Source organism: Sphingomonas hengshuiensis (assembly GCF_000935025.1).
Lineage (GTDB): Bacteria > Pseudomonadota > Alphaproteobacteria > Sphingomonadales > Sphingomonadaceae > Sphingomonas > Sphingomonas hengshuiensis.
In genome coordinates this window covers 328178-350248 of the sequence record NZ_CP010836.1, presented here as the reverse complement: position 1 = coordinate 350248, position 22071 = coordinate 328178, and the positions used below count along the sequence as shown (strand labels likewise).

The 22071-nt window shown below is 62.4% G+C and carries 21 protein-coding genes and 3 pseudogenes; 15 read left to right on the top strand and 9 right to left on the bottom strand.

The window, feature by feature from the left end; all coding sequences use genetic code 11:
• The first annotated feature begins 99 nt into the window (after positions 1–99).
• The 3 genes and pseudogenes from TS85_RS01610 to TS85_RS26380 form a co-directional block, all read left to right on the top strand.
• Positions 100–1035, top strand: a complete 936-nt coding sequence (locus TS85_RS01610) for a carbon-nitrogen hydrolase family protein (RefSeq protein ID WP_077228399.1) — start codon at positions 100–102, stop codon at positions 1033–1035.
• A gap of 5 nt (positions 1036–1040) precedes the next feature.
• Positions 1041–1649, top strand: coding sequence for a flavin reductase family protein (locus TS85_RS01605; RefSeq protein WP_044330037.1), 609 nt, complete (start codon positions 1041–1043; stop codon positions 1647–1649).
• Between the two features lie 83 nt (positions 1650–1732).
• Positions 1733–1955 (top strand): annotated as a pseudogene (locus tag TS85_RS26380) (transposase); the annotation flags it as partial.
• 162 nt (positions 1956–2117) lie between these two features.
• On the opposite strand, the pseudogene TS85_RS01595 reads toward TS85_RS26380, so the two are convergent.
• Positions 2118–2747: pseudogene (locus TS85_RS01595) on the bottom strand (tyrosine-type recombinase/integrase).
• Between the two features lie 456 nt (positions 2748–3203).
• Here TS85_RS01595 and TS85_RS26310 point away from each other — a divergent pair.
• A complete protein-coding gene (locus TS85_RS26310) occupies positions 3204–3389 on the top strand; it encodes a hypothetical protein (protein ID WP_052507679.1) in 186 nt (61 codons plus the stop codon).
• Between the two features lie 141 nt (positions 3390–3530).
• Here the strand turns inward: TS85_RS26310 and TS85_RS01585 are convergent, their stop codons facing one another.
• The 4 genes from TS85_RS01585 to glpD all read right to left on the bottom strand — a co-directional run bounded on the left by TS85_RS01585 (position 3531) and on the right by glpD (position 8344).
• Entirely contained in the window at positions 3531–4337 is an 807-nt protein-coding gene (locus tag TS85_RS01585) for a DeoR/GlpR family DNA-binding transcription regulator (protein ID WP_044330036.1), read from the bottom strand.
• A 97-nt stretch (positions 4338–4434) separates the two neighbouring features.
• Positions 4435–5925, bottom strand: coding sequence for a glycerol kinase GlpK (gene glpK / locus TS85_RS01580; RefSeq protein WP_044330035.1), 1491 nt, complete (start codon positions 5923–5925; stop codon positions 4435–4437).
• A gap of 39 nt (positions 5926–5964) precedes the next feature.
• Entirely contained in the window at positions 5965–6873 is a 909-nt protein-coding gene (locus tag TS85_RS01575) for an MIP/aquaporin family protein (RefSeq protein ID WP_077228398.1), read from the bottom strand.
• Entirely contained in the window at positions 6815–8344 is a 1530-nt protein-coding gene (gene glpD / locus TS85_RS01570) for a glycerol-3-phosphate dehydrogenase (protein ID WP_044330033.1), read from the bottom strand. The genes TS85_RS01575 and glpD overlap by 59 nt, the downstream gene beginning before the upstream one ends.
• 566 nt (positions 8345–8910) lie before the next feature.
• Here glpD and TS85_RS26375 point away from each other — a divergent pair.
• From TS85_RS26375 to TS85_RS24440, 6 genes and pseudogenes are all read left to right on the top strand, one after another.
• Positions 8911–9027: a transposase gene (locus TS85_RS26375; protein WP_407082109.1), complete on the top strand. Its 117-nt coding sequence runs from the start codon at positions 8911–8913 to the stop codon at positions 9025–9027.
• A 12-nt stretch (positions 9028–9039) separates the two neighbouring features.
• Positions 9040–9730: pseudogene (locus tag TS85_RS24445) on the top strand (integrase core domain-containing protein); the annotation flags it as partial.
• A gap of 142 nt (positions 9731–9872) precedes the next feature.
• Positions 9873–10886 carry an IS110 family RNA-guided transposase gene (locus TS85_RS01560; protein ID WP_044330031.1) on the top strand — a complete coding sequence of 338 codons (1014 nt, stop codon included), beginning with the start codon at positions 9873–9875 and terminating at the stop codon, positions 10884–10886.
• 700 nt (positions 10887–11586) lie between these two features.
• On the top strand, positions 11587–12153 hold the full coding sequence (locus tag TS85_RS01555; protein WP_044330030.1) for a TetR/AcrR family transcriptional regulator: 567 nt from the start codon (positions 11587–11589) through the stop codon (positions 12151–12153).
• Between the two features lie 37 nt (positions 12154–12190).
• Positions 12191–13078, top strand: a complete 888-nt coding sequence (locus TS85_RS01550) for an SDR family oxidoreductase (protein WP_077228397.1) — start codon at positions 12191–12193, stop codon at positions 13076–13078.
• A complete protein-coding gene (locus TS85_RS24440; RefSeq protein WP_077228396.1) occupies positions 13075–13743 on the top strand; it encodes an NAD(P)H-binding protein in 669 nt (222 codons plus the stop codon). The genes TS85_RS01550 and TS85_RS24440 overlap by 4 nt, the downstream gene beginning before the upstream one ends.
• Positions 13744–14562: 819 nt before the next feature.
• On the opposite strand, the gene TS85_RS01540 is transcribed toward TS85_RS24440, so the two are convergent.
• The gene (locus TS85_RS01540; RefSeq protein WP_044330028.1) at positions 14563–15450 is read right to left on the bottom strand and encodes a PhzF family phenazine biosynthesis protein; all 888 of its coding nucleotides are present in this window, start codon (positions 15448–15450) and stop codon (positions 14563–14565) included.
• Between the two features lie 65 nt (positions 15451–15515).
• Here TS85_RS01540 and TS85_RS01535 point away from each other — a divergent pair, with 65 nt between their 5' ends.
• A complete protein-coding gene (locus tag TS85_RS01535) occupies positions 15516–15815 on the top strand; it encodes an ArsR/SmtB family transcription factor (protein ID WP_044330027.1) in 300 nt (99 codons plus the stop codon).
• A 10-nt stretch (positions 15816–15825) separates the two neighbouring features.
• The gene (locus TS85_RS01530; RefSeq protein ID WP_044330026.1) at positions 15826–16236 is read left to right on the top strand and encodes a VOC family protein; all 411 of its coding nucleotides are present in this window, start codon (positions 15826–15828) and stop codon (positions 16234–16236) included.
• A 312-nt stretch (positions 16237–16548) separates the two neighbouring features.
• Here TS85_RS01530 and TS85_RS01525 read toward each other — a convergent pair whose 3' ends face one another.
• The gene (locus TS85_RS01525) at positions 16549–16929 is read right to left on the bottom strand and encodes a VOC family protein (RefSeq protein ID WP_044330025.1); all 381 of its coding nucleotides are present in this window, start codon (positions 16927–16929) and stop codon (positions 16549–16551) included.
• A 17-nt stretch (positions 16930–16946) separates the two neighbouring features.
• On the bottom strand, positions 16947–17684 hold the full coding sequence (locus tag TS85_RS01520) for an SDR family NAD(P)-dependent oxidoreductase (RefSeq protein ID WP_044330023.1): 738 nt from the start codon (positions 17682–17684) through the stop codon (positions 16947–16949).
• Positions 17685–17814: 130 nt separating this feature from the next.
• Between TS85_RS01520 and TS85_RS01515 the strand changes: the two genes are divergently transcribed.
• From TS85_RS01515 to TS85_RS01505, 3 genes are all read left to right on the top strand, one after another.
• Complete coding sequence (locus tag TS85_RS01515) at positions 17815–18297, top strand: MarR family winged helix-turn-helix transcriptional regulator (RefSeq protein ID WP_077228395.1); 483 nt, start codon at positions 17815–17817, stop codon at positions 18295–18297.
• Between the two features lie 413 nt (positions 18298–18710).
• A complete protein-coding gene (locus tag TS85_RS01510; RefSeq protein ID WP_044335668.1) occupies positions 18711–20384 on the top strand; it encodes an alpha-L-fucosidase in 1674 nt (557 codons plus the stop codon).
• A complete protein-coding gene (locus tag TS85_RS01505; RefSeq protein WP_077228394.1) occupies positions 20377–20808 on the top strand; it encodes an L-rhamnose mutarotase in 432 nt (143 codons plus the stop codon). Before TS85_RS01510 ends, TS85_RS01505 begins: the two co-directional genes overlap by 8 nt.
• A gap of 261 nt (positions 20809–21069) precedes the next feature.
• Here the strand turns inward: TS85_RS01505 and TS85_RS01500 are convergent, their stop codons facing one another.
• Positions 21070–22002: a phospholipase C/P1 nuclease family protein gene (locus tag TS85_RS01500; RefSeq protein ID WP_155006268.1), complete on the bottom strand. Its 933-nt coding sequence runs from the start codon at positions 22000–22002 to the stop codon at positions 21070–21072.
• Positions 22003–22071 lie beyond the last annotated feature (69 nt).

Sequence of the window (22071 nt, the reverse complement as noted above, 5' to 3'; positions counted from 1 at the left end):
ACGGGCGAGAAGCTGTGTCTGTCAATGAGATTTTCGAAAAGGTCTTGCCGTATATAAATTCGCTGCGTAGATAGCGAGCATTATGAGGCGGGATTTGCAGTGGCAGGATATACGGCAGCGGTAATCCAGACGGCATCGGTGCCGTTCGATCTAGAGGCGAGCGTGGCCCGCGCGGGCGCGCTCGTCGAACAGGCGGCGGCGGGCGGCGCGCGGCTGGCGGTATTCCCCGAAGCGCTGCTGGGCGGCTATCCTAAGGGCGCGTCGTTCGGAACGCCGGTGGGCATGCGCACGCCCGAGGGCCGGCGGGCGTTCGAGGACTATCATGCCGCGGCGCTCGACCTGGCCGGTCCCGCGCTCGATCCGCTGCTGGCGGCCGTGGCACAGACCGGGCTGTTCGTGGTGATCGGCTGCATCGAGCGCGCCGGCGGCACGCTGTATTGCACCGCGTTGTTCCTGGATGGCGAACGCGGGTTGGTCGGCAAGCACCGCAAGCTGATGCCCACCGGCGCCGAGCGGCTGATCTGGGGCTTTGGCGACGGTTCGACGATGCCGGTCTTCGAAACCAGCCTGGGCCGGATCGGCGCGGTGATCTGCTGGGAAAACTACATGCCGATGCTGCGCATGGCGATGTATGACAAGGGGATCGCGCTGTATTGCGCGCCCACCGCCGACGATCGCGACGCCTGGCCCGCGACGATGCGCCATATCGCGCTGGAGGGCCGCTGCTTCGTGCTCAGCGCATGCCAGCATATCCGGCGCGGCGCCTATCCCGCCGACTATCAGTGCGAACTGGGCGACGATCCCGATCTGTTGCTGATGCGCGGCGGCAGCATGATCGTCGGGCCGCTTGGCGACGTGCTCGCCGGGCCTAGCTATGAGGCGGAGACGATCCTCTATGCCGAAATCGATCCGGGCGCGGTCGTGCGCGGCAAATATGATTTCGACGTGGCGGGCCATTATGCACGGCCCGACGTCTTTACACTCACTGTCGACGAGCGCGCGCGCGCGCCGGTGACGCGCATCCCGAACGATTGACCGGCATGGAATTCGATCTGGAAGCCCTGCCCCAGGCGGCACGGTACAAGGTGATGAGCAGCGCCATCACGCCGCGCCCGATCGCCTGGGTCACCTCATGCTCCGCCGCCGGCATCCGCAACGCCGCGCCCTACAGCTTCTTCAACATGATGGGCGACTCCCCCCCGACAGTCGCGCTGGGGCTGTTGCGGCGCGAGGGCGACGGGCACAAGGATACCGCGACCAACATTCTGGAAACGGGCGAGTTCGTCATCAATCTGGTGCCCGAGGCGCTGGCCGAGGCGATGAACCAGACCTGTGCCGACGTCCCGCCCGAGGTCGATGAGCTTGCCTGGGCGGGGATCGCCACGCTGCCGTCGCGGTCGGTCGCGCCGCCGCGAATCGCGGGATGCCCGGCCAGTTTCGAATGCGTCACGCTCCATGCGCTGGAAACCGGCCCCGGCCAGTTGGTGGTGATCGGTCAGGTGCGGGTCGCGCATATCGACGACGCTTTTGTCCTCGATGCCGATCGGCTGCATTTCGACACGCCCGCCATGGCTTTGATCGGGCGGATGCACGGTCGCGGCTGGTATGCGCGGGGCACCGACCTCTTCCAGATGGACCGCCCGCTTTAGAGGTAGTTAGGGGACTCTGAACAGCGGGGATGAGTGGATTGCGGATCTGCCAGCGGCCATGGTGGCCGCGAGGAGGAGGCAAGATGAGCAAGCGACCCCGCCGGAACCACAGCCCGGCGTGCAAGGCGAATAGCCTGCCCCGCGCAGGCGGGGGTGGTGTTGGCTGCCGTGAAGGGCGAGAAGACGCTGGCCGAACTGGCGCAGCAGTATGACGTGCATCCGAACCTAATCAACCAGTAGCGGGCACTGCTGCTGGAAGGGGCGGCTGACGTATTCGGGTCGGAGCCGACCGCGGTAGAACCGGCCGTACCGCCCGTAACGGTCTGAAGACGACGAGCGAGGTTGACCGCCGCCCCCGCGAACAGCTGCTCTATCCGAAACCTGCCGATCGCGATCATGTTCGACAACGGCAGATATGTCCCAAGCGTCGCGAAGTTGGCCCCTCGCCGAAGGCGAGGAGCCGATTGGTCAAATTTCGGTATTCTCGGCGAGGGCAAGCGCATCTTCCACGTCAATCCCGAGATAGCGCACCGTATTCTCGATCTTGCTATGCCCGAGAAGTATCTGGACGGCACGAAGATTGCCGGTTGCCCTGTAGATGATCGATGCCTTCGTTCGCCGAAGTGAGTGTGTGCCATAGTCGCTTCGCATCAGACCGACCCCTGTCACCCATTCATCCACGAGGCGGGCGTACTGACGGGTGCTAAGATGCCCGTTATGGTCAACCCGACTGGGAAAGACTTAGTCGTCGACCGTGCCGCCCCGGCGATCGAGCCAGGCCAGCAGGCTGGCCCGAGCGTCGGGGAGCAGTTCGAACTGAACGGGTCGACCTGTTTTTTGCTGCATGACGATCGCACGCGTTCGGATCTGCCCGCCGCTGACGATGTCGCCGATCTTCATCTGCACCAGGTCACAGCCCCGAAGTTTGCTGTCGATCGCTAGGTCAAATAGTGCCCGATCTCGCAAGCGGCGGCGCTGGTTGAGGTAGAATCGGATCTCCCAAATTTGCTTCGGTTTCAGCGCGCGTTTCGCGCCAACGGTTCTTCCCGCATTCCAGACGGGGCGTTTGGTGGTGGGTTCGGTTTCAGGCATCTCCATGATCATTCTACGATGGCCGGGTTGGCCATCTGAAGAACGTTCGCCAGCGAAAAGGAGAGGAAGGTCCTCAGACGCCTGGCGACCAGAACACGTCGTTCACCCATGCCTGCGCGAATGTCTGATTTTGACGAAAGCGGTCTCTCGCGTGCCATGGAGCTGTCGACTGGCCGCCCCATGCTCCATCACTCAGCCGATCGCGAGCTGATCCGAAACTTGCCAGTTGGAGCTACCCGTCTTTCCCATGTCTCCATCTCCGTAGGGCATTTCCTGAAAGGGAAATTGGGATCAGATTTTGGGAAAGCGGAACGGGTCTGGTAGAAGGCATCGGCAACCAACTCCCGTGGGAGCAGGTAGCCCTCTACGGACGATGCGCTGCGAGGATGGCCTTCAGGATCGCTTCCGAGCGCCGCTGTCCATAACCGTGGCCAGATCGAGCAACGGGAAGCAGGCGTCCCGGTGCCGACCACCAACAGCATCGTGGCGGCGCTGCGCTTCTTCTTCACCCACTCGCTCGACCAGCCTGAACTGGTGCGCACCGCACACGCCCGCAAGATCCCGGTGGTGCTTACCTTGGGCGAGGTGAAGCGGCTGATGGATGCCGCCACCTGCCTCAAGCAGCAGGCGGCGCTGTCGGTCCCCTAGGGCGCTGAGCTGCGCGTCGGCGTCGTCTCGGCGCTTAAGGTCCGCGACATCGACATTACGCGCATGGTGCTCAGGATCGAACGCGGCAAGCGAGGCCGGTACAGTATACATGGATTGACCGGTAACCTCGGGCGTCGCTCCTTAAGCTTCGCCGTTCCCGCGCCCAGGCTCGGGTCCGCGGGCCAGTGCAGCGACGACACGAACGTCATGCGCCTCGCACACCGGAACCAGATCCGAGCCCTCGATGACGTCGGTGACGAAGATGTCGATATCGCCCATGTGTCCCACGCGCACCGGGGCGCTGCGGCTCCGTTTTGTCTGGTCTGCAACGAGAATGACCGAGCGCGCATTTTCTACGATCGCGCTTGAGACTTGGACTTCGTCGAGGTCGAAGTCGAGCAGCGATCCGTCCCCGTCGATCGCGGAGGTCCCGATCACCGCATAATCGACCTTGAAGTGCTTGATGAACGCCACCGCCGACGGACCGACCGCTGCCCGGTCGGCATGGCGAACCCGCCCGCCCACCACGATGATCTCGATCGATGGATTGCGACACAAGATATCGACGACGTTGAGGTTGTTGGTGATCACCAGCAAGTTGGATCGTTCGGCAAGGTACCGCGCGACCTCCTCGGTGGTCGTGCCGATGTTGATGAACAAGGAAGCGCCATCGGGGATGATTGCCGCGGCCGCCCTGCCGATCGCGCGCTTCTCCTCCACGCACAACCGCCTGCGTGCCTCGTAGCCGAGATTTTCCACGCCCGAGCTAAGGATCGCGCCGCCGTGGACGCGCGCCATAAAGCCCTGCGTGCACAGCGTATTCAGATCCTTGCGGATCGTCTGCGCCGTGACCGACAGCGTCGCCACCAGTTCATCGACCGTAACGCGACCATTCTGACGGGCGAGCTCCAATATTCTCTTGTCGCGCGTACTAAGGGCGGTCGTCATCTCGGTCCGTTCGATGCCAATAGAGCCCGATTTCGCACATTGGCGGTTGCGGGACCAGCCCGTTGGGCCTTGGCTCGGTCGCATCGGGCGGGGGGCGCTACGCGAGCAGCGCGCGCCGAACCGCGCCGCGCCAGCCGTCCACCATGGACGTGCGATCGCCTTCCTCCATTGCCGGATCGAAGCGCCGTTCGCGGTGCCAGATGCGCCCGATCGCGCCGATATCCGGCCACACGCCCGTCGCCAGGCCAGCGAGAAACGCCGCGCCCATCGCGGTCGTCTCGACAATCGAGGGGCGTTCGACCGGCGCGTCGAGGATGTCGGCAAGGAACTGGCACAACCAGTCATTGGCTGCCATGCCGCCATCCACCCTGAGCGCGGCTGCGGACGGCCCTGCATCTGCCGTCATCGCATCGATCAGATCCTTCGTCTGGTACGCAACCGATTCGAGCGCGGCCCGCGCGAGATGCGCGTCGGTCGAACCGAGCGTCAGCCCGCAGATCAGCCCGCGCGCGTCCGGGTTCCAATAGGGTGCGCCAAGGCCGACAAAGGCGGGCACCATATAGACGCCATGGCTGTCCGGAACGCGCGTCGCCATATCGTGCGTCTGCGATGCCCGGGTGATGATCTTGAGGCCGTCGCGCAGCCATTTGACCGCCGCGCCGGCGACGAAGATCGACCCTTCCAACGCATAGGTGGTCTGCCCGTTGAGGCGGTATGCGGGGGTGGTCAGCATCCGATTCTTGGAGAGCACCGGCTTGTCGCCAATGTTCATCAGCAGGAAACAGCCCGTGCCATAGGTCGACTTGGCCATGCCGGGGTTGAAGCAGCCCTGGCCGAACAAGGCGGCCTGCTGGTCGCCCGCCATGCCCGCAATCGGGATTGCGCGGCCAAGAATGTCCGGGTCGCTATGCCCGAAGACGTGCGAATTGTCCTCCACGCGCGGCAACAGCGAAGCCGGGATGTCGAACAGCTTCAACAATTCCTCGTCCCATTGCTGTCGGACGATGTCGAACAGCAACGTCCGGCCGGCATTGGTCGGATCGGTGGCGTGAACCTTGCCGCGCGTCAGCCGCGAAAGCAGGAAGCTGTCGATCGTCCCGAACGCCAGTTCGCCCCGTTCGGCGGCGGCGCGAGCGCCCGACACATTGTCGAGAATCCACGCCAGCTTGGTCGCGGAGAAATAGGGATCCAGCAAAAGCCCCGTCTTCTCGTTTACCATCTGCTCGGCGCCGCTGGCCTTCAGGCGCGCGCACGTCTCGGCGGTGCGGCGATCCTGCCACACGATCGCGTTGTGCACCGGACGACCTGTCGCGCGTTCCCACACGACCACGGTCTCGCGCTGATTGGTGATGCCGATCGCTGCCACGTCTTTTACGTCGACACGGGCGTTGGCAACCGCTTCGCGCATCACCGCGACCGTATCGCGCCAGATATCCTCAGGATCGTGCTCGACCCAGCCCCCATTGGGATAATGCTGCGGAAACTCGCGCTGCGCTGTCGTCACCGGCGTCGCGCTCGAATCGAAAAGGATGCAGCGAGTCGATGTCGTTCCCTGGTCGATTGCCAGAATATAAGGGGGCTGGGCCATGTTCTCTCTCCCGAATCTATCTTGTCTTTCGTGGTACGATCAGTCGAGCGGCTGCGCGGCCGTCGCCGTTGGGGCAAAGCCCTTCTGCCGCGAGGGCAGGAAGGGCCGGATCAGCCACTGATAGACCGAGGCACCGGCAACACCGCCGCAAAAGGGTCCGGCGATCGGCACCCACCAATAATTGTCCGGCGCCGGGAACGCCTGCGACCCCCAACCCGTGAAATAGCAGAACAGCCTCGGCCCAAAATCGCGCGCGGGATTGAGTGGCCAGGCTTCAAGATAGCCGGCCGAAGCGCCGATTGCCGCGACGAGCAGGCCGATGATCAGCGCGCTTGAATTCGCCTGCGGCGCCTGGGTGTTATATTCCTCGGTGATCGCGAAGATTCCGAGCAGGAGGATGCCCGTCAGGACGATTTCGTTGAAGAAGGCGCGGATCGGCGTGATCCCCAATCCGGGGTGCGTGAAGAATACACCGGCGGCCCCCCCCGCTGCCCGATCAGTACCGTGCGCGAGATTATAGATATCGATGACCGGCGAGAACATCATGTAGACCAGCGCCGCCCCGAGGATCGCACCGAGCGTCTGTGCCGCCCAGAACGGCACCATTTTCGACTTGGGAAAGCCGCGGTACAGCGCAAGCGCAAATGTCACGGCCGGATTGGCATGCGTCCCCGAAACCGCCCCGGTCACATAGATCGCGATGGTCACCGCCAGGCCCCAGGTGATGCAGACCCCCCAATAGGCGGTCTGGTAGGGACTCGGATCGTACAGTGTGTACATCGCCGCGGCGGAATTGCCGATGGTGATGATAATCGTCACGGCGATGCATTCGGAGATCAGCTCTCCCAGATAAGCCTTGTTGATCGGCACTTCCCTCTCCCCGTTTTTTTTACGTCCCGGCGATTTGCTCGCAAGTTTGTCTGGTGGCGCCCGCGCGACCCTCGACATAGGCCGTGAGCCGCGCGATCGCCTCGGGCGTCATGTGTAGCCCGAGCTTGGAACGGCGCCAGAGTATGTCTTCCGCCGTCTGCGCCCATTCCTCGGTGAGCAGATACTCGACCTCCGCCTCGGTCAATCCCGCGCCGAACGCCTCGCCCAGATCGCTCGCCGACGTCGCGCCACCGAGCACGCGATACGCGCTTGTGCCATAGCTTTCGGCCAGCCGCCGCGCCGTTCGGCCATCGAGGAACGGTGCGCGCGCGGCAATCGACTCGACAAGCGCCGAAAGGCCACCGGCGCCCAGGTCGCCGCCCGGCAGGACGGCATCGTCGGTCCATGCGGCACCGAGGAGCGGGAGAAAAGGCGCAAGCTGGTCCACCGCGCGGTTCGCGAGCGCACGGTGCGTCGTGATCTTGCCGCCGAAGATCGACAGGACCGGCGCCTGCCCATTTTCCGCGTCGAGCGACAAGACATAGTCGCGGCTGATCGCCGACGGGTTCGCTTCGGCATCGTCGTACAGCGGTCGCAAGCCGGCGTAGCTCCAGACGACATCGGCGGCGGAGATCGGCGTGCGCAGCCAGCGATTCACCGACTCGCACAGATAGTCGGTTTCGGCCGCATCGATCTCGACGCGGTCGAGCGCGCCGTCCCACGCCACATCCGTCGTGCCGATCAGCGTGAACGCGCCCTCATAGGGGATCGCGAAGACCACCCGCTTGTCAGGGTTCTGGAGCAGATAGGCGTGATCGCCGTCGAACAGGCGGCGCGTGACGATATGGCTGCCCTTGATCAGCCGCAATGCCGAGCGCGTGGCGACTTTGGCGCGCTGCGGCAAGAAATCGGCTGCCCAGGCGCCCGTGGCATTGACCAGCGCGCGCGCCGAGACATGCTGGATTCCCTCCGGGCCCTCTATCTCCGCCTGCCACCGTCCCTCTTTACGTTCGGCGGAAAGAAGGCGGGTGCGCGTGCGGATAGCGGCGCCGCGCTGGGCAGCATCCGCCGCGTTGGCGACGACCAGGCGGCTGTCATCGCCCCAGCAATCCCAATAGACATAGCCGCGCCGATGCTGTGGCTGGAGCGGAGCGCCGCGAGTCCCGCGATCGAGACGCACCGCGTGCGACCGTGCCAGGCTGCTAGCGCCGCCCAGCCTGTCGTACAGGAACAGGCCTAGTCGCATCATCCACCCTGGGCGCATCGAGCGCTCATGCGGCAACACGAACTCGAGCGGGCGGATCAGGTGGGGGGCGGCATGGAGCAGCCGTTCGCGCTCGGCGAGCGCCTCGCCAACCAGGCGGAACTCGAATTGCTCCAGGTAGCGCAGTCCGCCATGGATCAGCTTGGTGCTGGCCGACGAGGTATGGGCGGCAAGGTCGTTCTGCTCGACCAGCAAAACGCGCGCGCCCCGCCCCGCGGCATCCCGCGCCACGGCAGCCCCGTTGATTCCTCCACCGACGACGAGAATGTCATGTGCGTCCTGCATTGCCTATTTTGAGCGCGTTGGAGAGCGAACGTCAATCCCTTTCGAATTGTTCGAATTCTGACAATAATATGGATGAAAGAGTGAACATTTGTGCTGTGGATAGTCGCTGTGCGACAAACCTGTTGTGGGCGGGACGGCTGCACGAGCCGCTGCGCACGTCGGAGCCGCCCACCGAACTCGGGACGCCAGATGCCGCGCACGCCCCTGCGGTTTCGGCATGTCTCGCCGATCGGGCACTGCCGCCGACGCGATCAGATGGCGATCGCCGCCCAATGCTCGTAGTCGCGCTTGCCAAGGCTGTAGCGACCATCGGGAAAGCTCGGCACCCGGCGGCGTTTTCCAGCCGGGTGTTCCAGTCGACATGGTCAAAATGGAGATACGTGCGCATCACCATGTCAATGTCCTCGGGCGCCAATCGCTGCGAGGTGCGCCAGATACGGTCTGTCGAGCATGTGTGCGCTGGGCACTGAACGCTGTTTGCAATTGCCGTTGCGGCTATCGATCAGGACCGACGTGCTTCCCAGAAATCATGCCATTGGTAGGTTAGCTCGTCAGATGGAGACGAGATGCGGCGAGGCCGATTTACCGGGGATCATATCATTGGTATGTTGCGCGAGTATGAGGCTGGTGTGAAGACGGCTGATCTGTGCCGTAAGCAGGGGATCAGCGATGCGACATTCTAAATCTGGAAGTCGCTGTGCCGCGAGGAGCGGCTGACGGTGCGCACGCGTAGTGGCCGCAAGCGGGCGCTCGGCACGCGGGCGCCGCTGGCGATCCCGCAGGAACCCAACCAGCGCTGGTCGCTCGACTTCGTATCGGATGCACTGGCCTGCGTGCTGACAGTTCCATATGCTGAACGTCATCGACGATTACAGTCGGGAGTGCCTGGCGTGCATCGTCGATACTTCACTGTCGGGTCGGCGCGTCATCCGCGAACTGAGCGCCATCGCTGAGCGTCGCGGGCTGCCGTGCAGGGTGGTCCGCGACACCGACCGCCGCGGATTGATCCGGGAGATCAATCCGAAGAGAGCCACCCAGCGCACCATTCACTCCGTCCTCGCCTGGTGCCAGGACCCCGGGATCGAGTGGCACTATATCGCGCCGGGCGAGCCGCGGCAGAACGGCTTTGTCGAGAGCATTGATGGTCGCTAGCGCGACGAGTTCCTGGACGAGCGCCTGTTCCCATCGCTGGCTGCGGCGAGACGGATCATCGAGGCATGGCGGACGGACTGCAACACCCTGCGTCCGCACGGCAGTCTTGGCGGGCTGGCACCCGCCGAGTTTACGAACCGCCCCCGCCATGAGCATATGAACACCGAAGCTAATTATCAGCGGCCTGAAAATGGGGCGCAAGTCACCATGCCCGCAATCCCAGCGCCCGCATAACCGGGGATGAGCCCTCCAGACCGCGCCTAAGCTGGCACTAGCCTCGATCTCAGCGGCGGCTTTTTCAACATTGGGTAATGGTCTGGCTGCTCTTCGATGGAGACCGATAGGATCGGCTCCGATGTAGAAGAGGAGAACGACCATGGATTACTATGCTGGCCTGGACGTGTCGCTGGAGAAGACGCACATCTGCGTCCTTGATCGTGACGGCACGGTGATACACGAGGTGACGGCGTCGTCATCAGCGGAGGCGATCTCGGCGGCCCTGGCCAAGGCCCCGGCGTGTACGCGTGTGGTGTTCGAGACGGGCCGCATGGCACCGATGCTCTACCATGGCTTGGCCGAACTGGGCGTGCCGGTTGTCTGCGTCGAGAGCCGGCAGGCATATCAGGCGCTGAAGACGCTGGCGACACACAAGACTGACCGCAATGATGCGCGTGGGCTGGCTCAGTTGGCGAGGACGGGCTTCTTTAAGCCCGTGCACGTGAAGTCGCTACCGGCACATGCGGTGCGCGCGCTGATCATCGCGCGCAAGAAGCTGGTCGGCCAGCGCGTCACGCTCGAGAACCAGATCCGTGGCCTCGCGGTCGTGTTCGGCGTCCGGTTGCCGCGTGGTCTCAGCCCCGCGTTCGTAGACCAGGTGATCGCCATGAGCGAAGGCATTGCGGGCCTGTCAGGCGCCATGCGAGGGCTCATGGCGGCACGCCATGCCGTACTCGGCGCGATCGCGGCCATCGACGCCGACATGAAGAAGCTGGTTCGCGCGTCCGATGCGTGCCGCCGGCTGATGACCATCCCTGGCGTTGGGCAACTGACCGCGCTGGCGTTCACCGCCGCCATCGACGATCCGGGCCGCTTCCGCCGCTCGCGTGATCTCGGTGCCTATCTCGGACTGGTGCCGCGGCGCTACCAGTCGGGCGAGATCGACTATGTCGGCGGGATCTCCAAAGTTGGCGACCGACGCGTTCGAACCCTGCTCTATGAGTCGGCTAACGTCATGCTCACCCGCTACAAGGGCGATCTGAAGCTGAAGGACTGGGCGCTCGCCATCGCCAGGCGCTCGACCATGCGCAAGGCGCGGATCGCGCTTGCCCGACGCCTCGCCATCATCATGCACTCCATGCTCCGACACGGCACCGACTTCCGGCCGGCCTGATCTCCGCCGACCAAGAGACAGGAGGCCGCACCGAGCTCCCGAGCGGGAGCAACGCCCGAGGGAGGGAGCAAATGATGGCGCCGATTCTGTAGCATGCGGCCGACCCGTCGACCGACTGCGCTTTCAACCAAGCCACGTTGCACCCAGCTGACCCCATCAAGTGCCGATATCGAGCACGCAGAGAACGCAGGCACCCAAAGGCACCCAATCCGCTCAGGACCGAGCAGCCAGACCCTGCCCTATTAGAGAACACAATCGACCAACCCACGCCATACATGAGCGAAGGCGTGAACGGCGGCTCTTCGCAAGACCTGCCACTTACGCTGCGCATACAAATGTTCGGCGTTGCGACCCATCCGGAGCAACCCCCTGCTGAGTCAACGGCGGCATGACCTGCCGTGGCGGAAAACACCTGTTTGTCGCATAGTCGTGATTACGACCGGGTTTTCCGCACACCCAATCGATGAATGGCCATAAATGGTGGTTAGGCGACAGGCAACTTTCGGCAGCGGAATGGTTGAAAGGTGCCTTTGAGCCGGTGTCATAACCGCTCGGTTGTGACGCTGCGAGGAGGTTACAAAATCCAGTAGCTTGCGAGCGGGTGTGCCGACCCAGGGCTCTGCGATCCCCAACTCAATACGCCGAAGGTAGTTGACTGACTGCACACTCTCTTATAAGCAGGAATTCTTGGAGTGATGTGATGGCCCGCCCAAAGAGCGACGAGAAGCGTGCCGCCATACTTGCCGCGGCGATAAAGGTCATTGCCGCGCAGGGGCTCAGTGCGCCGACCGCGTCGATCGCAAAGGAGGCGGGCGTTTCGAACGGCGCGCTGTTCACCTATTTCGAGACCAAGGCCGACCTCCTGAACCAACTCTACCGAGAGTTGAAAGAAGACATGGCCAAGTCGACAACGACCGGCATCCCGACCGAAGCCCCCCGGCGTGACCAGATGTTACATGTCTGGAATGCTTGGCTGCGTTGGGCAACGGCGCATCCGGCGGAACGCCGCACCCTTGCCCATCTGGGCGTTTCGAACGCCGTGACTGAGGCGAGCCACCAGGTTGCTGATCAAGCCTTTGCCGGCGTTGAAGCGCTCCTGGATCGGAGCCGCGCCAATGGATTGTTGCGCGATGCCCCCCTCATGTTCGTCGCCTCTATTGTGACGAGCATCGTCGATGCGACGGTCGATTACATGACACGAAACCCTGCCCATGCTCGGGTCCATGCCGCAGCCGGTTTCGAGGTGCTTTGGCGCGTTCTGACCTAATTTATTTGAACTTTAAAAGAGCGACTGGACAATCAATATGGACATCATCATCAGCGAACAGTCTAAACAGAAGATGGTCGTGGTTACCGGTGCGTCGGCAGGTATCGGTGCCGCCACGGCTCATGAACTTGCCCGGCGTGGCTTCCACGTTTTGGCCGGGGTGCGCCGAGACATCGATGCCGATGCGATCCGTGCTCCGGGTATCGAGCCGGTCTTGCTTGATATCACCGATTCATTGGGGATTGCCGCCCTGGTACGGCGTATCGCCGAAGATCCTGAGCGGCGTCCGCTCTGCGCCTTGGTCAACAATGCGGGCATGGCGGTCAACGCACCGCTGGAAACCTACCCGTTGCCCGACTGGCGGCGTCTCTTCGAGGTCAATCTTTTCGGCCATGTTGCGATGATGCAGGCATTGCTGCCTGTGCTCATCAAGAGCCGTGGGACCATCGTCAACATCTCGTCGATCGGCGGCAAGGTGGCGATGGCTGCCTATGGCCCCTACGCCGCCACAAAGTTCGCTTTGGAAGCGGTGAGCGACTCCCTGCGTCGCGAAGTCGAACCGCTTGGCATGAAGGTCGTAGTGATCGAACCGGGCGCGGTCACGACCAGCATGCTGGGACGAGTCGATGTCGCCGGCCGACGCGTCATCGACGATATGACAACCGAACAGCGCGGTCGCTACGAGGGTTTGATGCACGCGGTCATAGCCCAAGCCCAAGCGTCCGTACCCGGCGGCGCGGCACCCGAGGAGGCGGCTCGTGTCATTGCGAACGCGATTACCAGCCCACGGCCTCGCACGCGTTACACCGTCGGTCGGTATACCGCGATGCTCGCTCGCCTCGTCAGCTTCATGCCCGACCGGATGATGGACCGGATGCTCGATCGAGGTCTGAAAGCGCATTTTCCCAAACGGATGGCGACATGACCCGCTTGCTGGTCGTAGGCGCGACCGGACTTGTCGGTCAGCAGGTCGTGATGCAGTCGATCGCCGACCCGCGGATCAGCCGGGTCATCGCCTTGACCCGGCGCCCGATCCCGACGTGCGAGAAGCTGAAGAATGTCGTAATCGATTTTTCCGACATGCCCGACCATGCCGGTTGGTGGTGCGTGGACGCGGTTGTCAGCGCGCTCGGCACCACGCGCACCCAGACCCAATCACCTTCTACCTACCGCGCGATCGATTACGATTATCCGCTTTCTGTCGCGCAACATGCACGGGCCAATGGGGCAACACGCTTCGCGCTGACGTCATCCCTTGGCGCGAACCCGTACTCGCGATTTGCTTATACTCGGACAAAAGGTGAGATGGAGTCGGAATTGGGCAAACTTGGCTTTGCGTCCTTGACGATCGTTCGTCCGAGCGTGCTCGAAGGACATCGCGACCGCCAGCGCGCCGATGAACGTACAGCACAGGTTATCGCGAGAATTCTGGCTCCCGTGCTGCCGCTTCGATGGCGCATCAGTCCGGCAAGCGCTGTGGCCGCCTTGCTCATTGAAGGAGCCGTTGCTGCTCCAACCGGCATTCACCTCAAAACCAATGAGGACATGAATGAAAACATAGATCGCAATTCAAGCAGAGCGGCCCGATGACGGCTGACGATCTCGGCTGTCGCTCTCCCCGCTTATCAGGTGTTACAACCGAGCGGTTGTGACGCTGCCGCAGACCCACGCCTTTTTGCTCGGCGAGAAGGGTCAGAACCCTGGTTCGAAATGTCCGCTTTCAAGAGCGGCCGATTTCCCTCGCTATCACCGACTTTGGGCGGAAACGGCCCGGCCGCGTTTTAGCGCTGCCTGCCCGCCGGTCACTGTCGGAAAACACATGTTTGTCGATACAACACCACGCGCAAATTCACGATGATCAAGGTGAGAGGGCATAGCAGGATCTCCATGTTGGGCATGAGTGTCCGACAAACCCTGTCGGATTGAGAAAGTGTGCGACAACCTTGAAGGCATGGTTTTTCGTCAGGGGAACAACGACCGCAATTTCGGCACGACCTCTCCAGAATCGTACAGTTCAGTACCGGCCGGGATTGCTTGCTGCTGTCCCGACACCAGCGGCCCCGCGAATGGCCGGTCTGTCCGAAACCCGACGTTCACAGTAACCGTCTGGAACGACCGCTTCGTCCCACGATGCGGCGTTCGTTTTGCGGCGGCGGGTGCCGACCAACTCAGGACGTTCCGCGAAGGACCTGCGAACGGCGGCCATGACCAAGAGCGTCGCTAAGGTCGTCCGGCGCCCGCACAACCGCAGTTGCGTGTTACCGGCCACCATTCAGGATCATGTCGGCATAGGCCGGCCCCATGCGACCCGACAGGAACCGCGGATCGCCGACCCTGACACCATCAGAAGAGGCCCAATCGTACGATCGACGGGAAGCGAAAGGGCTTCGATAGTGGAAGCAATATCCGTCATAGCGTGATCTGCCCTTGCATGACTGCTACGCACGCTCCGGCGAGCGTAGCGACGATGCCCTCTGCAACACGGCGTGCCTCGACGCGCAGCAGGCTCGGTCGACCCATCTCGACACCTTGGTGGATGTTGAACACCGCCGCCTCGCTTCCCGGCTCCAGCGACAGCAGGAGGCAGGCGAGCGGAGCGTTCGCGCTGCCGGTCGCCGGGTCCTCCCAGGTTCCTGCCAGCGGCGCGAACATGCGGGCGCGCAACGTGCGTTCCTTTCGGCAGTAGACATGGACCGAGAAACGGTTGCCGTCCTGCGGATGCGCCGCAAGCGCCGCCCGGAAGGCATCCAGGTCGGGCGAGCAACGCGCTAGCGCGTCATCGGTCAGTTCGGCGATCACGTAAGGGTTGCCGTTCGACGCCATTATTGGCGGATGCGTCGTCGTCATCACGTCGTCGGCAGTCAGCCTCAGGACGCTGGCGATCACCTCGCGTTCCAACGCTTCTCCCACCGTCAGGGGTTGCGGCGTAGTGATCGCGGCACCGACGGGGTCGCCCGTGGCATTTCGTTCGATCCGGACACGGACCAGGCCCGCCGGTATTTCGAACGTCGCTTCGACAAGATCGGGATGACGCCCCGCCAGGACGAAGGCAGTCCCAACCATCGGATGCCCGGCAAAGGCCATCTCGGCGGTCCGGTTGAAGATGCGGACCCGCGCCGTATGGGCGGGATCGGCGGGCGGCAGGACGAAGGTGGTCTCGCTAAGATTGAACTCGGCAGCCACGGCCTGCATCGTGGCCGGGTCGAGCGTTTCGCCACCGATCACCACTGCGAGCGGATTGCCGCCAAAGCGCGCGGTGGTGAACACATCGACGGTAAAGAACGGAAATGAGGTCATTGCGCGATCCTGCTACGATTCGCCGCATGCTTGACACTTAGTTCGTTAATTGGCAAATTCCCGACATGGAAACCGCAGATCTGTTCCGCGCGCTGGGCAACGAGCGTCGCCTGCAAATTCTGGGCTGGCTTCGCGATCCGACCGCTCACTTTCCTCCGCAACGCGACGGCGACCTGATCGAGGACGGCGTGTGCGGCCAGTTCATCGCCGACAAGCTCGGCGTGAACGCCTCCACACTCAGCGAGCATATGCGCGTGCTTCAAGCCAGCGGGCTGGTGACGGCCAAGCGCATCCGACAATGGACTTTTTATCGTCGTGATGACGAACGGCTGGGCGAAATAGCGTCGATCATAGGTGAGATCTGAGGGGACGGCCATGTTCAGCCACGTCACCTTAGGCGTAAGCGACCTTGATCGGGCCGCATCCTTCTACGACGCGGTGTTGGCACCACTTGGCCTTGCCCGGCGATCGGTCGTACCGGATGGTGGACCGCCGTCGCGCTGCTGGCATCGGCCAGGTTTGTCGCTGCCACGATTCTACGTTTACCTGCCGTTCGACGGGCGGCCCAGCTCGCACGGCAACGGCAGCATGGTGGCGTTGCGCGCTCCGTCGACCGAGGCTGTCGTGCGCGCGCATGCCGAGGGATTGCGCACGGGTGGCACGGATGAAGGCGCGCCGGGCCCGCGTCCTCATTATGGTCCGGATTATTACGGCGCCTATCTGCGCGATCCCGATGGCAACAAGATGCACATCGTGCATCGCGGCGAGGAGGTCACCGGGCAGTAGCTTTCCCGAAACTAGATCCTTTTTGGGACGGCAGCCACCGACAGCTATCGCCGGTCCATCCCCGACCTTGCATGATCCTTGATTGCTTCTACACGCTTACGATAGTGTCTGCGTCTGCCGGGAGCCACCATTCAAGCCGTTCAACTTCAATGACGGATTGTCCCACGATCCGGTGTTCGCTTGCGGCAGTAGTCGACCACTTTAAGTCGTTCGTCAAATCGCGCGCGAACGTCTGGTCGTGACGGAAATTGCCATTCGCCCGCGCGTGAGTTTCCGCCTGCCGGTCGACCTGGTTGATTTGGTGCGCCGGTTCTAGCCTCCGCCATATGGTCGGGTGATGACCTCAAGAAGGTGGTCGTCGAGGTCCGCGAAATACACGCCCCGTCCGCCATCGTCGCGGTTGATCTCGTTCGGGCGACGGCGGAACGGATCGGCCCAGTAATTAAGACCCTCCTCTCGAATGCGATCAAAGATCGGATCGAAATCGTCCTCGCCGATCAGAAACCCATAATGTTGGGACTGGATCGGTCCCGTCCAGGCAGCGAAGTCGAGCGTGACCTCGTTGTCGAGCTGGACGACTTCGAAATGACCGAAACGCATCGGCGTTGGTCGCCCCAATATCGTCGCCAGCAAGCGCGCGGACTTCCCCGGGTCCGACGCCCAGACGATCGTGTGGTTGAGCGAGATTGGCATGCAGTCGCTCCCATCAATCAATGGAAGGTCGCGCCGCCGTCGACGACGACGATCTGACCAGTGATGAACCGCGCGGCATCGCTCGCGAGGAATAGACAGGTGCCGACAAGATCCTCAGCGACTTCCTCACGTTGAATGGCGCGCGAGGCGATCACGCCGTCGAGCATCTCTTTCGAGTAGCCTTCATTGTTCCTGATCCCTTCTGTCACGGTCAGTCCCGGTGCGATCGCGTTGACGGTGATCCCGTCGCCCCCGACTTCCTTCGCAAGCGCGCGCGTCATGGCGACGATCGCGCCTTTGCTCGCGGTATAAGCCAGCATGTACGGCGTACCGACGAAGACCGTGCCCGACGTGAGATTGACGATTCGGCCCCACTTTTTCTCGCGCATCCGCGGCATCACCGCCTTGGTGCACAGTAACTGGCTGAGCGTGTTGACCGTCAGCACGCGAGTCCATTCCTCCGGCGTGATCTGCTCGAACGGTTTCGGCGCGATCTCGGCCGCCAGCGCGGCATTGTTCACCAGAATGTCCACCCCTCCATGGCGCGCATCGATGTCGGCGATGCACGCTTCAACGCTCACCGCATCGGCGACGTCGCAGTGAACCCGTTCGATCCCAGATGCGCTTTCCTGCTCCGTCCAGGCGAGATCGGCTCCAACGACACGCGCGCCGGCTTCGGCGAGTCCGGTCGCAATGGCAGCGCCGATGCCGGTCGCGGCGCCGGTGACGAGGGCGGTCTTTCCTTCGAACTTCATAGCTGCATCCTTCTGGACTGGCGCGTTGATACGAAGCCAGCGCACCCCTCCCGCCACGTCTCCACTGGACGACTGGCGATAAGACGGTTAGACCGACTAACGATTAGCTCATCTAATTATTGGAGCGCCGATGTCCAGAGAGCGGTTTGAGCGCTACGTCCTGATCGCCCAACGTTTCGGCGCAAGAACCGTGCTGTTTCAGGAAGCGGCGGCGCGCCGGCTCGATCTCACGGCGACGCAGCTTGAATGCTTTCAACTGGTGCGGAACGAGGGCCCGCTGACGGCATCGGAGCTGGCGAGGGAGACCGGCCTGACGCGGGCGTCGCTGAGCGTCATCGTCGACAAGCTCGCCGCTCGCGCCTTCCTGAGCCGTGAGCAGGATCCGGCCGATCGACGGCGCTGGATTCTGAAGTCCGATCCTGAGGCGATTGCGACCGTCGACGCCATCTATGTCGATCATGTGAAGCGGACGACGGCTTTGTTGGATGAATATGGCGACGACGAACTCGATGCTGCGCTGCGCTTCATGGCCCGACTTACCGAGGAATTAAAAGCGACGACGATCGAACTCGCCGGAGATCATCCGCCCGCCATCCGTAGAGGTCCGAGATGACTGAGCTTACGTCCCCGACCATTCCGTAGCGTCACCCATTCTGAAGCAACGTTAGCATTCGGCGCCTTGACCGCCGGGGATTCGCGAGCGGCGGCTTCTGTTAGAAGCTGTCGTTCAGCGACCAAGGCGGGAACGACCGCAATGTCCCCACGATGCGGCGTTCGTTTTGCGGCGGCGGGTGCCGACCAGACCCGGCCGCTCCCATCTGCGCTGATGAACGTCCGGTCGTGACGGTAGCTGCCACTCGGCATATTCGAAGCAGACGAATGACAACCGCCACCTTTCGCCGTTGGACGGTGATTCCTACACCCCGAGAGCGGAAACTCAACGCTCCCTCTAGACGCCCACATCCACATGTGCAAAATAGTTTTTACCCCTGAAAGTTGCAGATGGTTGCGGAAGTGGGAGAGATCATGAACATTAGTCGGCGCGAGACGCTGGGCGTCTTTGGTGCTGCCGGGGCCGCCGGCGCAATGGGCGGTAGCGCATCTGCTCTTGCACAACCGGCCGCCGGCCCGTTCACCGCCGATTGGGCGTCGCTGGCTAAAGGCTATCGCGCGCCCGACTGGTTCCGCGATGCCAAGTTTGGTATGTGGGCTCACTGGAGCGCGCAATGCGTGCCCGAGGAAGGCGACTGGTACGCCCGTGAAATGTACCGGCAAGGCACGCGGGCGAACAAGGCGCATGTCGCCAAATATGGCCACCCGACCAAATTTGGTTTCATGGAAATCACGAATCTGTGGAAGGCGGAGAAGTGGCAGCCGGAGCGCCTGATCACCCTGTATCAGCGCGCCGGCGCAAAGTATTTCGTCGCGCTGGCCAACCACCACGACAATTTCGACACCTATACTTCGACGCACCATCCATGGAACTCGACCCGGATCGGGCCGCGCAAGGACATTATCGGCATCTGGTCGAAACTGGCGCGCGAACGGGGCCTGCGCTTTGGCGTGTCGAACCACAGCGCACACACCTGGCACTGGTTTCAGACCGCCTATGGCTATGATCCTGAAGGCCCGATGCGCGGTCAGCGCTACGATGCGGCGCGACTGACAGCCGCGGACGGCAAGGGCCAGTGGTGGAACGGGCTGGACCCGCGCACGCTTTATGCCAAGCCGGTAATGCCGCTGCCCGACAGCGTGACGACCATTGTCGAGGCCAATGAGATACACCAGCGTACCGACCGGCTGTGGAGCGAAGCGATCCCGGCGCAGAATCCCGAATTCGCGCGTAACTGGGCGCTGCGCTGTCGCGAGTTGATCGACAAATATCAGCCGGACCTACTGTATTTCGACAATTTCGATCTGCCGTTCCAGCAGATCGGGCTGGAGATCGCCGCGCATTATTACAATGCCAATCGCGCTTGGCATAATGGCAATCTTGAGGCGGTGTTGAACATCAAGATGGTCCCGCCCGAACGGCGAATGGGGCTGGTCGAGGATGTCGAGCGCGGCGGAAAATCCTATATCGAGACCTATCCCTGGCAGACCGACACCTGCATCGGCGATTGGCATTACGACCGCGCTTTGTACGAACGCGATGGCTACAAGACGGCCGCGACAATCATCCACACGCTGTGTGATGTGGTATCCAAGAACGGCAATCTCCTGCTCAACGTGCCGATGCGCGGTGACGGGTCTATCGACGAGAAAGAGGAGCGGATCGTCGAGGAGATCGCGGCCTGGATGGGTCACTTTGGCGAGGCGATCTATGGCACGCGGCCGTGGCGCATTCATGCCGAAGGGCCGACCAAGCCCAATAGCGGCATGTTTGCCGAAGGCGGACCGAAATCACCCTATACCGCGCGCGATGTGCGTTATGTACGCAAGGGAGAAAATGTCCATGGGCTGGTCATGGGCTGGCCCGATGACGGCATAGTCCGCCTGACGCTGTGGAGCCGGAACAACCCGGTCGGACGCGGCGAGGTTGAGCGCGTGACGGTGCCGGGGTCGAACGCTCCACTGCCATTCAAGCGGACCGATGCCGCGCTTGAAGTGACGGTGCCACAAGGCCTTCGCAACACCATCGGTATTCCGCTGATACTTTCGGGGCGCGGGCTAACGGATGGCAGTTTGGCCGATGTCTGAAGGCGCAACCGTCTCCCACGTTCTGCTGCTCGATCTTGTAGATGATGCGGAGTTGATCGCGGCCTATCGTGAATGGCATCGGCCGGGGGGACCTCCGAGCGCTGTCACGCGCCAGATCCTGGCATCGGGCATCGTGGCGATGACGATCTGGCAGACAGGGGATCGGCTAGTTATGCTGATGGAAACCACGCCCGATTTCGACCCCGTTGCGAAGGCCGAACGCGACGGGCACGATGCTGATGTTCAGGCGTGGGAGCGCATGATGGACAAGTTCCAGAAACGCCTTCCTTTTGCGCCACCCGACGTCAAATGGGTGCCGGCCAACCGGATCTACGATTTGGCAACTCAAACCCCAGCCGATGAGCCGACATTCCGGAATCGGCCAGTCTCACCTACCCATAGGGTGATCGGCGCTACCGAGTGAACGTCGGGTGTCGCTGAGACCGGCCGTTGCCGCCATCCTTGCAAACGACCGAATTGTCCACGAAGCGCCGGCCGCGCTTCGGCAGGACTCGGACCAGTTCTAGCCATTCCGCGTTCGACGCTTGAACGTCCGCTCACGTCGGAACCGGTCATTTGCACGCAATGCTTAGCGCCCCACATTGGGCATCCCCGCAGACGTGGTCGGGTCCCGGAAGCAGGCAATGCTCTTAATGGGCCGAACTCCGACGTTATGGAGCTAACTCTAAGGTTTGCCCGCTGCGACCGCCCGTGACTGCCGAGCCGGATTCGCACCGGTCTCCCTCATAAACACGGGATCATAAGCGGACTCCGTCCTGTCCACTGGCATGGCACTTTCAAGCCACGCACGAAAAATCAAATTGCGCATCATGCTCGCGCCTGCTGCGGTACGCGTATAAACCAGCGTGCGCGCCCTCTGGTCGTTCGCGTCGGTAAAGGCCATGCGCTTTTCAGCCTGATAGACCTCTTCAACGTGCTCGTGAGAGGCAGTCAGGTAAGCGAGCACCGCTTCGAACACGTCACCTCCCAACAAGTCGACCGATGTTACGTAAGGTCGAATATCGCCAGCCGACAGATTGATGCTCTCGACGAAGTTGACTTCAAAGCGATTATGCAGCTTTCGATCCGTCGAATAGCCGCGCGGGTTGGCACCCTGCCAGCCATCATGATGCACACTGACATGAAGCGGCTGTGCGCCGTCTCCCACATAATGGCCCATCCAAGCGACGTAGAAAGCGCATGCCATCTCGGCTGATTGGGTCGCCTTAGCCGCAGCTTTCAGGTTTCGATACCATCGAAATCCGGTGACGAGGTGCCCGTAGACCGATGCAATCTCGTAGGGCATCGTGCCGACACCACGTGCGTTGAGGCTTGCTGCCGCAGGCGAGCCGATTTCGGTCAGGCTTTGCTGTATACGGGCAAGTTCGATCAGAAATTTCGTTCGAGATCGAGGGAGTTCGCCGATTAGCGGAAGCTGCTCCTGATACCATGCGTGATTTGTCTCCTCTCCGATCTTGGAAAAGCTGCCATTATCCTCGCGCCACCAGTCTGGCACGCTGGAGGTATCGATAATATACTGCTTGTACTTTCGCAGAAAATCCGGCGCATCCGGTGGAAGCGCATCGATGGCCGCCTCATCAATTACGGCATGGCCCAAAGCACCCCACGCCTCCGCGGTTTGCGGTACTGTGAGCGCGACACAAGCGATGGTCGCGCAAATCAAAGC

What these genes read in the sequence shown, in the direction of transcription:
- TS85_RS01555 (WP_044330030.1), top strand. Translation starts at nt 11,587, where the DNA reads ATGGCCCGCCCAAAGAGCGACGAGAAGCGTGCCGCCATACTTGCCGCG.
- TS85_RS01540 (WP_044330028.1), bottom strand. Translation starts at nt 15,450, where the DNA reads ATGACCTCATTTCCGTTCTTTACCGTCGATGTGTTCACCACCGCGCGC.
- TS85_RS01585 (WP_044330036.1), bottom strand. Translation starts at nt 4,337, where the DNA reads ATGACGACCGCCCTTAGTACGCGCGACAAGAGAATATTGGAGCTCGCC.
- TS85_RS01550 (WP_077228397.1), top strand. Translation starts at nt 12,191, where the DNA reads ATGGACATCATCATCAGCGAACAGTCTAAACAGAAGATGGTCGTGGTT.
- TS85_RS24440 (WP_077228396.1), top strand. Translation starts at nt 13,075, where the DNA reads ATGACCCGCTTGCTGGTCGTAGGCGCGACCGGACTTGTCGGTCAGCAG.
- TS85_RS01605 (WP_044330037.1), top strand. Translation starts at nt 1,041, where the DNA reads ATGGAATTCGATCTGGAAGCCCTGCCCCAGGCGGCACGGTACAAGGTG.
- TS85_RS01530 (WP_044330026.1), top strand. Translation starts at nt 15,826, where the DNA reads ATGTTCAGCCACGTCACCTTAGGCGTAAGCGACCTTGATCGGGCCGCA.
- TS85_RS26375 (WP_407082109.1), top strand. Translation starts at nt 8,911, where the DNA reads ATGCGGCGAGGCCGATTTACCGGGGATCATATCATTGGTATGTTGCGC.
- TS85_RS01505 (WP_077228394.1), top strand. Translation starts at nt 20,377, where the DNA reads ATGTCTGAAGGCGCAACCGTCTCCCACGTTCTGCTGCTCGATCTTGTA.
- TS85_RS01520 (WP_044330023.1), bottom strand. Translation starts at nt 17,684, where the DNA reads ATGAAGTTCGAAGGAAAGACCGCCCTCGTCACCGGCGCCGCGACCGGC.
- glpD (WP_044330033.1), bottom strand. Translation starts at nt 8,344, where the DNA reads ATGCAGGACGCACATGACATTCTCGTCGTCGGTGGAGGAATCAACGGG.
- TS85_RS01575 (WP_077228398.1), bottom strand. Translation starts at nt 6,873, where the DNA reads ATGTCGAGGGTCGCGCGGGCGCCACCAGACAAACTTGCGAGCAAATCG.
- TS85_RS01560 (WP_044330031.1), top strand. Translation starts at nt 9,873, where the DNA reads ATGGATTACTATGCTGGCCTGGACGTGTCGCTGGAGAAGACGCACATC.
- TS85_RS01525 (WP_044330025.1), bottom strand. Translation starts at nt 16,929, where the DNA reads ATGCCAATCTCGCTCAACCACACGATCGTCTGGGCGTCGGACCCGGGG.
- TS85_RS01510 (WP_044335668.1), top strand. Translation starts at nt 18,711, where the DNA reads ATGAACATTAGTCGGCGCGAGACGCTGGGCGTCTTTGGTGCTGCCGGG.
- glpK (WP_044330035.1), bottom strand. Translation starts at nt 5,925, where the DNA reads ATGGCCCAGCCCCCTTATATTCTGGCAATCGACCAGGGAACGACATCG.
- TS85_RS01515 (WP_077228395.1), top strand. Translation starts at nt 17,815, where the DNA reads ATGTCCAGAGAGCGGTTTGAGCGCTACGTCCTGATCGCCCAACGTTTC.
- TS85_RS01535 (WP_044330027.1), top strand. Translation starts at nt 15,516, where the DNA reads ATGGAAACCGCAGATCTGTTCCGCGCGCTGGGCAACGAGCGTCGCCTG.